A 13808-nucleotide genomic window follows, 5' to 3' on the forward strand; every position below is an offset into this window, starting at 1 on the left:
TGGCACTTTGAGACAGCTAGTTAATAAAAATTATTAAAACTTATTCATAAATTAGCCAACATAACTGTTGAAACAATGCTGGGTGAATATCAGTAATTTAAAAACATATCGCCCTTGGATATGAGCAGAGACGACTATTAATTGAGAGATATTTTCACGGTTGATGGTATTTTGGTCTGTGGCTGCGAAAACTTGCACGCTTGATACTTGCTATCTTAAGTGCGATCGCACTCCTCACCGCGACAGCACCTCATTCATGTTCGATCGCCACTTAACCTAGGTTGACTCCCAAAAATGAAATCAAGATGAAATTTCTTAACTTTTAGACAGATAATCTTGCCAAGTTCTTGACATTTGCCCTGTAGAGTGAAATCGCCAACTCACATTGAAGGGATTTAACGGTGAAAACTTCAACTAAAATCACTCTTGTTGACAACTTAAGCAACGGCGAGATTAATGAAGACTCGTTAGCTGCGGATAATGCCAGCACAGACAAGATGCTGGGCGGGCAGACAAAAGATGTGGTTCCACCATTCATTAATAATTTAGACGGCAGAATGTGGCACGATCCACTCGATCGCGCAATAGGTAACGATTTGCTATCCGGTGAAGAAGAGAACGAGAAATCACTTAAAAAATTGCTAACTAAAATAAATCTTGCTAAGTTTTTGACTTTGGCGATCGACAGTGAAACTACCAACCTAAATTGAAAAAATTTAACACCATAAGACCTTCAACAAAAATCGCTCTAGCAGCACCTTTTGTCGGTAGTTGATAACTCAATCGATTAGTCAGAACTGTGTACAGCCAGCAAAATCTCTGGTTGCCGCCATGCCTCGCAATAGCAGCAATCCCCAAGCAGAAGCCAGTGATGGCGACGGCGAAACTAACGACCATGCCAAAGAAAAGCAAGAATTAAATCGCCTGCAATCTAACGATGAATAAAATTGGTTGGTAGTGAGGACTTTAGTCCTTATATTTTGATAAAAACTTCAGTTTTTACTACAAACACCTGCTGATTGCGAGCAACTAACCAAACATTATATAGCGGTAGCGGTTCTCACAAAAGTGAGGTATACCCTATGCTCTATGCCCTATGCCCTATGCCCTATGCCCTATGCCGGATAGTACCTCATATGAGAGCTTGAAAGGCTATATGATAGGGTAGCTTGATTTTTACCACAATCACAAGCTACCCTTTGGCATTCGCTGGAATTGAGCAAAGCAATACTAGACTTGTCTGGTTTGTAACCTCAGCATTGCGATGCAAAGCGTCAGCCAAAGATAGCCGATTCCGTAGCCACCAATGATATCTGTTGGCCAGTGTACTCCTATATACATCCGACTCAGGCCAATAAGAGCGATCGTCAAAACAGCTAAAGTATATATTAATTTGGAAAACTTCGGAAAGTGAGCGGAAAGCAGGTAAGCTAGAAACCCATACATTACAAAACTTCCTAAAGCATGACCGCTCGGAAAACTAAAGGATGTTTCTGCAATTAAGCTCGGAAAAAGATGTGGACGAGGTTTCGTAAAAAACAACTTCAATCCAGTATTTAGAATCAAGGCTCCCAAACAAGCAAGAGCAAAAAATTTAGCTTCCTCGCGGTGATGCTGCCACCATAGAATTCCTAGCGTGACTGCCACAATCACTATAACTACACGGGCATCAGCAAGCTGAGTAATTGTTAGCATCACAGCATCTAGACTCGGATTTGCATATCCGTGCAGCCAGTACAGCCAAGAAGTATCAAAAGCAAAAGCTTCTCGTTCTAATATTTCTTCAAATAGCCACGCTAAAATAAAACTGATTAGCAGACAACTGGTAAGTCCAACTACACCAATTGTCACAATTAAAGTATTTAAGCGTGGGTTGATATGCTGCAACCAAAATTCATATATTTTTCGTAACACAATCAATCCAACTCAACAAAGTTCAAATCATGTACAATTTATCTCACTATTTTTAAATAGTTTTTAATATTCATAAAACATCAATAAAGCGATGTATTTTAACTTATTTTAAAAAAGTGATCTGGCAATTTTACAGTGAAACAACTGCCAACTCCGAGCTTACTGGTGACGGTAATTGAGCCACCGTGATTTTGGGCAATGGTTTGGGCGATTGCTAATCCCAAACCAGAACCTCCATTCCAATAGGAACGAGATTCATCTGCTCGCCAAAACCGCTCAAAAATCAGCTTAATCTGCTCCGGTGCAATTCCCACACCCGTATCTCGCACGCTGACAATGCAATAGGAAACGAGACGGTTGACTGTAATTTCTACTGTTCCTCCAGATGGCGTGTAGTGAAGTGCATTTTGAATCAAATTGGTAAACAGTCGCGTTAGTTGGTTTGAATCACCTACTAAATTAATGTTTTCTGTTAGTTGAGATTTTAAATTAATTTGTTTGAGTTCGGCCCGAGACTGATAAAGCTGAACCAAATTCTCCAAAACTACAGTTAAATTGACAGAAGCTTTATGGATGCTGGCCACTTTATCGGTTCTTGCTAACAGCAGCAAATCTTCGGTTAGCTGCGTCATTTGATTCGCCGCACTAGCAATAGCCTGAAACTTTTCTGCATCTAACTCTCTCATCCCCTCTGGGTATTTTAGTGCTACGGCTAGATTACTTTTTATAGCCATCAAGGGGCTGCGAAATTCGTGAGAAGCATCGGCGGTAAACTGCTTTAAACTTTTAAAACTATCCTCAATTGGCTGCATCGCTAAACGAGTCAATATCACTCCGCCAACACCGCTAAAAATCAAGGCTATCAGGATTCCACTCCCTAGCCCTAAATTGAATTTATTTAAGGTTTCGTCAATTTCATCGAGGGATTGGCTTACTCTTATATAGCCGATTAGTTTACCATTTCCCCTCTCAATTATTGGTAAGGTAATTCCTTGAATTCGATTTTTTGCTGTTGGTAATTGTACTGTCTCGCTGAATGATAATGGTATGGCAAGCACAAACCTACCTTGTTGAATTATCGTATTTCCTTTAGTGTCAAATAATTCCAAACCTTGATTGTTATCAATTATAGTTTGCGCGCTAAAATCAGTATCAAATCTTATACGTCCGTTTTCCCATTCTGTATTGGCAGAGGCTCCTTCTCCTAAAACTGTCAGTTTGTCTGTTAGCTGGTCGGTGAGACTGCGAGCGAAGATTAGTCTAACGCCAATTGCAAAAATACTTAATATTGATGCCAGTACAAGCAGGTAAGATAATAGCAAACGAGAGCGAATTTTTTCAAACATAATGAGGACAAATTATTAGCTATAAAAATTTCAAATATATTGGGAGATATTCAATATATTTGATCTCGAACAAGATTGCATAAATATTTGATATAGAAACCGCAGATGCAACACAGATACAACGCAGATTTTTTGAAGTAATTGAAAAGAAAAGAGTGCTGTTTTTTTAGGTTGTTAGTGATGGCTGCTGAGTCGATAACCAATGCCGTAAACTGTTTCGATAAAATTTTCTGAACTTCCGGCTGCTTTGAGCTTGCTACGCAAATTTGTGATGTGAGTTTTGACTGTTCCTTCTCCTGAAGCTTTATCAAAATTCCACAATTTATCTAAAATTGCGGAGCGTGTCAAAACTTGAGTGGGATTGTTTAAGAAACATTCTAATATCATATACTCTTTGGGAGTTAAAGATAAAGCGTTTCCTGCATAAGTAACGGTGCAGCTAGTGGGATTGAGTTGCAAATGACCGTGGGTTAGAATCAGGGGTTTGGTTTCTGGAATTCTCCGAGATAAAGCTCTAATTCGGGCGGCTAATTCTTCTAATTCAAAGGGCTTAACTAAGTAATCATCAGCTCCTGCATCGAGTCCAATGACTCTATCTAAGGTGGTATCGCGTGCTGTCAGCATCAAGATGAGAACGTGAGAGCGATCGGCACGCAGACGCTTACACAGTGATATACCATCTAATTTGGGCAGCATTAAATCTAACAAAATTAGGTCGTAATTGACCGATCGCGCATATTCCCAACCCTCTAGCCCGTCAGTCGCTATATCTACGACGTGGTTTTGATGCCTTAAGTCTTCTGCAAGGGGTTTGACAATGCGAAGATCGTCTTCAACTAACAAAATTCTCATTTTTTTATATCGAGATATCTTTCTCAACAGTATGATATCGTGCCTGGTCGATCGATCGCAATAAGATTAGTTCGCAGCATCGGACTTAAGTCCTATGCTGCTGTGGATGCAAGGTTGCACTACTAACTGTTTTTTATGATGGTCTATTTACCGGAGATGAGATTAGTCGTTTTAGGTGCTAAGAAGTTTCTAAATTGAGCGTACAAAGCTGGCAAAACTAACAGAGTTAAGGCAGTAGAAGTAAACAATCCTCCTAAAACTACGATAGACAAAGGTTGTAAAATTTCTTTGCCGGGGCCGCCTTCTAAAACTAAAGGTGCTAAACCCAAGGCTGAAGTTAAAGCAGTCATCAAGATGGCGTTGAGCCGTTCCATCGAGCCTTTAATAATAGCTTCTTTAAAGGGCATTCCTTCAGCAAATTTAGAGTTGTAGTTGTCTACTAACAGCAAGCCGTTACGGGTAGCAACGCCGAATAATGTGACAAAGCCAACCAAGGAAGCTACGGAAATTATACCGCCAGTCACAGCTACAGCAATCACTCCTCCAACTAAGCCGATCGGCAAATTAATCATGATCGTAGCAGTTGAAGCAATTGACTTGACAGACAAGTACATCAATACGGTAATTACCAAAAAGGCGATCGCGCTAAATACGATAATATTTTGGGAAGCCCTTTGTTCCGCTTCAAATTGACCGCCGTACTGGATAAAATAGCTAAACGGTAACTGTACCTCTCGTTTTACTTTAGCTTGAATTTCATTCACAACCGATCGCAAATCCCTACCTTTAGCATTAGCCGCCACCACAATCAACCGAGAAACATTCTCGCGGTTAATCGTATTTGGGCCCGTACCGTATGTAACAGTCGCAACTTGCGCCAGGGGAATTTTATTACCATTCGGAGTATCAACCAACAAATTCTGAATAGTTTCGAGGTTATTTCTGGCTTCGAGGTGCAACCAAACAACTAAGTCAAAAGTTTGCTGCACCTCCAAAACTTGTGATACAACTTTGCCATTTAAAGCTGTTTCAATGATTTCCGAAAGTTCTCCAATTTTCAAACCATATCTACCGGCAGCTTGGCGGTTAAACTTAATTTGAATTTGCTGCACCGGCACTTGCGGTTCTAGTTGCAAATCTACAATTCCCTTAACTGTTTTCATTTGCGCTTCAACTTGAGCGCCGAGGCTGCGAAGTTGATTCAAATCCGGGCCAAAGATTTTGACAGCAATCTGACTCCTGACACCAGACAAAACCTCATCCATCCGGTGAGAAATAAAGCCGCCGATATTTGGTGCAACTCCCGGCAATTTAGCAAATTCTTGCCGCAGCGACTCCAAAGTTTTCGACCTATTTTTCATCCCTTCCTCGCTCAAACCAATATCGATGTGAGCTAAATTGACACCAGCAGCATCAGCATCGCCCGGAGCTCTGCCCGATCGCACTTGCACGTATTCAAACCTGCTATCATCCTTAAGTGCATCTTCCATAGCAAAAGCCGCGCTATCCGTCGTCTCCAAAGAAACACCAGGATAAAGTAGAATAGTATTCACCAAAGTTTGCTCCTGAAACTCCGGCAAAAATACCCGTCCAAAGGAAGGTAAAATAACTAAGGCAGCCACCATACTAGCAGCAGCTAAAGCTAAAATTATCGACGAATATCGCATTGAAAACTGGATCAAAAAATGATAGATATGCTTGCAAAATCTTGGCAACCAAGGTTCTTTCACACTCATGGATTTGTTGGGCAACAAAATAGCACAAAGGGCGGGAGAAATTAACAGCGATTCTAGACTAGAAATCACCACAACAACCAAATAAGTAATACCCATAGGGGTAAAAATTCGCCCTTCTACACCGGGCAAAGTAAAAATTGGAGAAAACACCACAATCCCAATTACAGTTGCTCCAATTAAAGAATCGCGCACCTCTTGACTGCCGTCAAAAATCACATCCATCACCGGGCGCGGATGCAGAGAAGACGTATTTTCCCTCAAGTTGCGGTAGGTATTTTCTGCATAGACAATAGCATCATCGATCGCAGTTCCGATCGCCACCGATAATCCGCCCAAAGTCATCGTATTCAATCCCAGTCCCAGCCAATACATCGCCAGCAGCCCGAACAGCCAAGTTAGGAAGAAATCGAGCAAAACCACCGTCAGAGTCCGCCAATTCATCAAAAACGGGATGAGAATAATGGTGACAATAATACTGCCTTCCACTAAAGCCGATCGCACATTTTCCACCGAAGATTTGATATATTCTTCCTGCCGGAAAGTCACTGTTACCTTAATATCCTTGGGTAGAGATTGCTGCACTTCAGCCATTGCTGCTTCAACCGCCTTCGTTACCGTGGGAGTATCAGCAATTGGCTGTCTGTTTACCATCACAATCACAGCTTTTTTGCCGTTAAAACTACCGTTTCCCCGCTCGATCGCACCACCAATCTTGACATCAGCAACATCACCAATTATGACTGGCGTTCCGTGGCGAGATGCGATCGCAGATTGCTGCAAATCTGCTACAGACTCAATCCGCCCCACGCCTCGAATTAACGTTTCGCGATCGGGCGTAATTAAATACCCCCCAGGCGCGTTAACATTCGCAGCGGCTGCCGCTTCTGCCACTTGCTGTAACGACACATTAAAAGCTTGTAGTTTAGCGGGATTAACTAATACTTGATACTGCCGTTGTTGACCTCCGTAAGCGATAACTTGAGCAACACCATTCACTGCCAAAAGGCGATTTGTTACTTGCCAATCTACGAGGCGGCGCACTTCCATTAACGGAGTAGTTTCTGATGTGAAAGCATAGGAAATAACAGTGCCGACAGGAGAAGTTGTAGGAGAAATTTGCGGTGTTTCTACCCCAGCCGGGAGTTTGCTTTGAGCTTGCTGCAACCTTTCAGTTATCAACTGGCGTGCTTGATATATTTCTGTTCCCCAATCAAAGATGACTTTAATGGCAGAAAGGCCCACGGCGGAAGACGATCGCACTGCTGTTACTCCCGGTGTTCCGTTAATCGCACTTTCGATCGGCAGTGTTACTAAAGACTCGATTTCTTCCGGTGCGAGACCCGGTGCTTCTGTCTGAATTTCGACTTGCGGAGGTGCGAAAGGCGGGAAGACATCGAGGGACATTTTCGGGAGGATATATAATGTCCAAAGACTAATAATAATGGTGGCGAGAACGACTAGCCAGCGGCGGTTAATTACCAATCTGAGAATTGTGCTGAACATTTTATTAGCTTTGAGTTTATAGAGCAATAAGGCTCAGTTAGCGCTATTTATAAGCTGGAAATTCCCCTAAATCTCCCTTGAAAAGGGGCACTTCAAGAAATCTCTTCCCCTTTTTTAAGGGTGTTAAGGGTAATCAGCCTTAACCCAAGCGTATTGGTTTGTAGAGGCGGAGTTGTGAAAAATAAATTTCTCAAATATAGCAATCTTTTACTTTTAATTTTTGACTTCTGCCTGTTGATTTTTAACGTGATGGTTGTCATTGTGTAACAATTCATCGTCAATGGCTGGTTGAGAGATGGAAAAACTATTATTTGCAGCATCTGCTATTACTGGGAATTGGCGCCGATTTCCCCAAAAGACTCCGGCGGCAAAAGTTAGGGATGCGAGCGCAATTCCTCCCCCAACTCCCGCCCACAACGGCACGGGTAAATTATTCAAATTAGCTGCTGTTACTTTCGGAGTTGCTTCTTGCTTTTCCCCGGTTTTTGAGGGTTGGCTTCCGCCCCGCAAAGATTGTGCGTAAAGTTGAGGCGCGCGCTGCGTTACTATCAAATCTCCCTCAAACAAACCGCTTTTAATTTCTACTAAATCCCCAGAAGTTTGACCGAGTTCAACTTCAACTGACTGAAAGGCATTGCCATTTTGAATGTAAACCATTTTTTTGCCGTTGGCTTCAACTAAAGCAGCAGCCGGAATTGCCAAAACATCTGTTGCTGTTTTGTCGGTTAAGATGTCCAACTCTGCAAACATCCCCGGCTTTAACTCTCCTTCAGTGTTGTTTAGTTCGGCTTTCACTGGAACTACCCGTGTTTCCTCTCCTACAACCGATCCAATGAAGCTAACTTTTCCCGTAAAAATGCGATCGCCCAAATTAGCAACTTTCACCCTGACTTCCTGGCCCTGTTTTACCTGATTTAGGTCTTTTTCGTAAATATTGGCTGTGGCAAAAACGCGGCTGTCATTTAAGAGAGTCATCAACGGTTTTTCAGCGCTTACGGACTCTCCTGGGGTGATAGCGCGATCGGCTACCGTGCCAGAAATCGGAGTGATAATAGTAACAAATCCTTTGTCATTGGCAATAGTTCCTAATTGTTGGAGCCGCGCTTGATAGGCTGCATCAGCCAAGCGAATCCGCGACTGAGCGACTTCCACGGCAGTTTTGGCGCGTTTGACTTTGTTCTCCGCTTCCAACACTTCCCGGCGGCTCAAAGCCTTGGTAAGTTGAGCTTGTGCTTCTGCTGCTCGGCCTTGAGAATCGCGCAATTCCCGCATTGGCAGGTCTACTTCGGCTTGTTTGATTTCGGTTTCCGCTTTGATAACTTCGGGACGGCTTTTTGCCTTAGCAACAGCCGCTTTGGCTTGGGCGAAGTGCGCTTGCGATTCCAGCATTGTCCGCCGCGCGATCGCCCCTGCGGCTACTAATTCTCGATCGCGATCGAACTGTTCTTTTGCCACAGTTAATTCTGTTTCAGCTTGGGCTATTTCTGCTTGCGCTATTTCAACTTGACGCTGATAGTTTTCTTTAGCAACTTTCACAACCGAACGCTTGTTTACTAATTCTTGCTCTCGGTGGTACTGCTGAGTTGCTGCTGTCAGTTGAGTTTTGGCTTGGGCGATTTCCGCTGCGGATATTTGAATTTGGCGATCGTAATTTTCTGCAGCTAGTTTCAAATCACCTTGCGCTTGCTGCAAATCCGCCTCAGCTTCGGCACGTTTTGAGAGAGATTCAACCCGCAACTGTCCTAATTCTGAACTCGACAAAACAGCAACCGGTTGATCTTTTGATACTTTGTCCCCAGGCTTAACTAGCAACTCTACCACTTTGCCAGCAACCGAAGCCGTCACTTCTACCTTTTGGTTGGGCAAAGTTTCAATTTCTCCCGTGGTTTTGATGCCTATATCTAGTCGCTGGTGAACCGCTGGGGAGACTTTAATTCCTAACCGTTTTGCTGTGACGGCATCGACAGAAATAGCAGCAGGAGCTTGAGAGGTTTCGCCGCTTTGGTTAAATTCATTTCCGTGTCCCGCGTGGGCGAAAACAGCCGCGGGAGAAGTTAGCACCATTAGGCTGAAAAAAGTTCCCGAAAAGGTACTAATAATTGCCTGAGACTCAGAATATTTGTGCAATATCATTGTTGGCATTTTCCTTGAAATCAGGTTGAGTGCCCAAGGCTTAGCGGTTGGTATTTTGCCAAAGTAAGTTAACCGAATTAACGGGAGCTACTTATGAGCCTTTTTCAATAAACGACCGCTAAGCAATGACCAAGAGCTAAAATTTCTCTCCTCAACCTAGTCTTTCACTGCCAAATGAAATTAGGATGAAATTTAGCCTCAGCAGCCCAGATGCCCTCCAGATTCTAAAATACGAATATAAATTTTGCCTAAGGTCAAGGGATTGTGCTTTTTATTTTCTTTCACTGTTGCCAGATATTCTTGCGATTTAATTTCTTTTGTCCATCCGTTCACTAGCTCCTGTACTGCTGCATTTGATTGAGATGTTGTGTTTAGTTCCAAGCTCTGCAACATCATGCAATACCCCTTTATATTTTTTTTTGAGTGACTGTTATACTTTATAATGACTGCTGTTGAATTGTCTACAGTGATTTTACGTAAAAAATGCAATAAAAGGAAGTAGTAAAACTGCTGATAGTCGTAAAGAAGCGATATTATGGTTGATCCCTAACCCTTGTGCTACTATTTCCTTAGCTTAATTTCTGGCTGTTGTGATGCAAGTGTTTCCTGAACAATTAACAGAATGTGATTCATGTCACTCATTTTCTGGCTTTGTGTCACATTTGGTTGAGCCAGCTAAATTACTGTTTGTACCAATTTTGTCGCCACTCTTTCATTTGTTCGATTTCTTGCTTTTGCGAAGTTATAATCTCTTGAGACAATTTCTTCATTTCCGGGCGTTTTGACTTCTTCAAGGCATCTTGGGCCATCACCAAAGCTCCTTCGTGGTGGGGAATCATGGCATTCAGAAACCGCAAATCAAATTGGTCGTCAGCAGCACCTAAATCCATGCTCATCATCATACTTTGCATCTGTTCGGGAGTCATTGCCATCATGTGACCCATTTGAGCTTGATAAGCCATTGGCGTACTGCTGGCTTTGGGATACCAATTTGTTCGCCACTCTTTCATTTGATTAATTTCGCGGTTTTGAGCAGCGATTATATTAGTAGCAAGTTTTTTCATTTCAGGACGTTTGGATTTTTCCAGCACCTCTTTAGCCATGTTTACAGCACCTTGATGGTGTACTTTCATGCCATCAATAAATCGCAAATCGTAGTCGGCATCAGCCGGGCCTAAATCCATTGACATACCGTGATCCATGCCACTCATGTTGTGGTTTTGTGCCATGTTTTGCTGGCTGCTAGCAGGGGTTGCTGTCGTAATATTTGGGGCTTGGGTTTCGCTGGAAGGAGCTTTTGAACAAGCTACTAGCACGCCGCTGGTGAGGGCGGTTAATGTCAGCGCTGCAAACCCTGTTTTTAATGAGATTGATTTCATAGACTTTAGTTAAATCCTTAAAACTGCCATTTATATTGATGTTTTCACAGATAAATGAAATTAGGATGAAATTTTGATTCAGATTTGTAAATAATTATTACATTGCCATCATTTAAATAAATATGTAAGGCGTGCAATGATTACCCTACAAGTAGAATCGGTATAAATCTCAAATCTTAAATCTCAAATTGACTTGACTCTCCTCCTTACAGGAGAGTTTACAATGAAGTTAATTCATTTATTGAGCAGGGTAGTTTCTGCTGAGGTTCACATTATGACTCTACAATTAAAAGTTCCCAAGATGGCTTGTTCTGCTTGTGCGACTACAATCACAAAAGCAGTCCAAACAGTGGATTCAGAGGCAACTGTTGAGGTGGATCTCAAGACAAAAGCGGTCACGGTTCAAACCGCTAAATCGGAAAGTGAGGTGAGAAAAGCGATCGCATCTGCTGGCTATCCTGTCGATTAATATTAAGGCTAACGCCAGCGAGTTCTAACTTTAGGAATACAGCAATTTCATTGTAATTTAATCTTAGGGTGAAATGCTGAATATTACAAATGTAGAGTCCAGCCACCGCACCACTCATTTTGAGCGCAATTCTCCTATGTAATTGGTCAATTCAGTTAGGCTAATTACTAAATACCTTGGCAACCTGCACTCTTATTTAGTTTAGGAGTAACCCCTATGGACAATCTCACACTTAAATTGCGGGGCATGAGTTGTGCTTCTTGTGCTTCTTCTATCGAACAAGCAATTCAGTCTGTTCCCGGCGTAATTGAGTGTCATGTCAATTTTGGCATGGAACAAGCAAGCATTCAATACGACTCTCAGCAAACCAGTGTAGCAACAATTCAAGAAGCTGTTGATGCAGCGGGATATGAAGCTTTGCCACTTCCAGAAATGGCGGCGGAAGAGGATGACAGCGAGCGAAAACATCGTCAAGCTGAGTCTCAAAACTTGCAGCGAAAACTCTGGACAGCCGGTCTCATCAGCATCCTGCTATTTGTGGGCGGTATTCCGGCGATGACAGGCTTGCACCTGTCATTCATTCCCGCATGGCTGCACAATTTTTGGCTGCAATTAGTGCTGACATCTCCGGTACAGTTTTGGTGCGGAAAATCGTTTTATGTGGGAGCTTGGAAATCCCTAAAACGCCGCGTCGCGACAATGGATACTCTGATTGCTTTGGGAACGAGTGCAGCCTACTTTTATTCGGTATTTGTGACATTTTTCCCCGGTTTTTTTACGGCTCAAGATTTGACTCCTAGCGTTTACTACGAAGTTGCAGCCAGCGTTGTCGCTTTAATTTTGTTGGGGAAAACCTTAGAAAGTCGGGCGAAGGGAGAGACTTCGGAAGCTATTCGGAAACTCATGGGTTTGCAAGCAAAAACGGCTCGGATTGTTCGCAACGGGCAAGAGTTGGAAGTGCCGATCGCCCAAGTGGAAATTGGCGACATCGTGCAGGTACGGCCCGGCGAACAAATTCCCGTAGACGGAGAGGTGATTGAAGGTGCTTCCACCGTAGACGAAGCAATGGTTACGGGAGAAAGTTTGGCTGTCAAAAAGCAGCTTGGCGATGAAGTTATCGGCTCGACAATTAACAAAACGGGCAGCTTTAAGTTTCGCACTACTAAGATTGGTAAGGATACTTTTTTAGCTCAAATTGTCAAGATGGTGCAGGATGCCCAGGGGTCAAAGGCACCAATTCAAAAGTTGGCAGACGAGGTGACTGGTTGGTTTGTTCCGGCAGTAATTGCCGTCTCTTTAGCTACTTTTGTAGTCTGGTTTAATGCGACGGGCAACTTGACTTTGGCAACGATTACAATGGTGGAGGTGCTGATTATTGCTTGTCCTTGTGCTTTGGGTTTGGCGACTCCGACTGCTGTGATGGTCGGCACTGGAAAAGGTGCAAGAAATGGGATTTTAATTAAAGGAGCCGAAAGTTTAGAGTTGGCTCATAAAATTCAAGTCATTGTGTTAGATAAAACAGGAACTCTTACTGAGGGTAAGCCGACTGTTACTGATTTTGTCACAATTAAAGGAACGGAGAATAGCAATGAGTTAAAATTGCTGCAATTGGCGGCATCTGTCGAGCGAAATTCCGAGCATCCTGTGGGGGAAGCTGTTGTTAGATACGCTCAATCTCAAGAGGTTGATTTGACGGATGTTAAGGATTTTGAGGCGATCGCCGGGAGTGGTGTGCGAGGGGTTGTCGGCGGAAAGCCGATCGCCCTGGGAACGCTGAGGTGGATGCAGGAACTAGGCTGCGATACTGAATATCTGGAACTGCGCGCGAAAGCTTTGGAAGGTGATAGCAAAACAGTTGTTTGGATGTCTGTAGATGGCAAAATAGAGGCAATTATGGGCATTGCCGATGCCCTCAAACCGTCCTCAGCGCAGGCGGTGAAAGCACTGCAAAAACTCGGTTTGGAGGTGGCGATGCTGACTGGGGACAACCGCGCGACTGCGGAGTCGATCGCCCGATCCGTTGGTATTACTCGCGTTTTTGCGGAAGTTAGACCCGACCAAAAAGCAGCTAAAATCCAAGCCCTGCAAGGGGAAGGAAAAATTGTCGCGATGGTGGGAGACGGGATCAACGATGCACCGGCTTTGGCCGCTTCTGATGTGGGAATTGCGATCGGCACCGGGACTGATATTGCGATCGCAGCCAGCGATATCACCCTAATTTCTGGAGACTTGCAAGGCATAGTTACAGCAATTCAACTTTCGCGCGCCACCATGCGGAACATCCGCGAAAATCTGTTTTTTGCCTTTATTTACAACATCGCTGGAATTCCGATCGCAGCGGGCGTTCTGTACCCGATTTTGGGCTGGCTGCTAAGTCCAATTCTCGCCGGTGCAGCAATGGCTTTTAGTTCAGTTTCCGTACTTACTAATGCTTTGCGCTTGCGAAATTTCAAACCAAAGTCTCTGGCCTAAATTA

10 protein-coding genes are annotated in these 13808 nt (G+C 43.4%); 3 read left to right on the plus strand and 7 right to left on the minus strand.

What is annotated here, in order from left to right:
• Positions 1–401 precede the first annotated feature (401 nt).
• Positions 402–710 (plus strand): hypothetical protein, encoded by a 309-nt coding sequence (locus QUA97_RS02745; protein WP_194068005.1) that lies wholly within the window; start codon positions 402–404, stop codon positions 708–710.
• A 520-nt stretch (positions 711–1230) separates the two neighbouring features.
• Here the strand turns inward: QUA97_RS02745 and QUA97_RS02750 are convergent.
• The 7 genes from QUA97_RS02750 to QUA97_RS02780 form a co-directional block, all read right to left on the minus strand.
• The gene (locus QUA97_RS02750; RefSeq protein ID WP_333192841.1) at positions 1231–1851 is read right to left on the minus strand and encodes a phosphatase PAP2 family protein; all 621 of its coding nucleotides are present in this window, start codon (positions 1849–1851) and stop codon (positions 1231–1233) included.
• 161 nt (positions 1852–2012) lie between these two features.
• Positions 2013–3260, minus strand: coding sequence for a sensor histidine kinase (locus tag QUA97_RS02755; RefSeq protein WP_194068003.1), 1248 nt, complete (start codon positions 3258–3260; stop codon positions 2013–2015).
• Between the two features lie 174 nt (positions 3261–3434).
• A complete protein-coding gene (locus tag QUA97_RS02760; RefSeq protein WP_194068002.1) occupies positions 3435–4112 on the minus strand; it encodes a response regulator transcription factor in 678 nt (225 codons plus the stop codon).
• A 143-nt stretch (positions 4113–4255) separates the two neighbouring features.
• On the minus strand, positions 4256–7351 hold the full coding sequence (locus tag QUA97_RS02765) for an efflux RND transporter permease subunit (RefSeq protein ID WP_333192845.1): 3096 nt from the start codon (positions 7349–7351) through the stop codon (positions 4256–4258).
• A gap of 213 nt (positions 7352–7564) precedes the next feature.
• Positions 7565–9493 carry an efflux RND transporter periplasmic adaptor subunit gene (locus QUA97_RS02770; RefSeq protein WP_370589101.1) on the minus strand — a complete coding sequence of 643 codons (1929 nt, stop codon included), beginning with the start codon at positions 9491–9493 and terminating at the stop codon, positions 7565–7567.
• Positions 9494–9682: 189 nt separating this feature from the next.
• Positions 9683–9880, minus strand: a complete 198-nt coding sequence (locus tag QUA97_RS02775) for a hypothetical protein (protein WP_194068000.1) — start codon at positions 9878–9880, stop codon at positions 9683–9685.
• A 284-nt stretch (positions 9881–10164) separates the two neighbouring features.
• Complete coding sequence (locus tag QUA97_RS02780) at positions 10165–10863, minus strand: DUF305 domain-containing protein (protein WP_194067999.1); 699 nt, start codon at positions 10861–10863, stop codon at positions 10165–10167.
• Between the two features lie 223 nt (positions 10864–11086).
• Here QUA97_RS02780 and QUA97_RS02785 point away from each other — a divergent pair, with 223 nt between their 5' ends.
• The gene (locus tag QUA97_RS02785; RefSeq protein ID WP_442922474.1) at positions 11087–11332 is read left to right on the plus strand and encodes a heavy-metal-associated domain-containing protein; all 246 of its coding nucleotides are present in this window, start codon (positions 11087–11089) and stop codon (positions 11330–11332) included.
• Between the two features lie 216 nt (positions 11333–11548).
• Positions 11549–13804, plus strand: a complete 2256-nt coding sequence (locus QUA97_RS02790) for a heavy metal translocating P-type ATPase (protein ID WP_333192848.1) — start codon at positions 11549–11551, stop codon at positions 13802–13804.
• Positions 13805–13808: the final 4 nt, after the last annotated feature.

The sequence above is a fragment of the Microcoleus sp. CZ3-B2 genome, from assembly GCF_036705055.1.
GTDB lineage: Bacteria > Cyanobacteriota > Cyanobacteriia > Cyanobacteriales > Microcoleaceae > Microcoleus.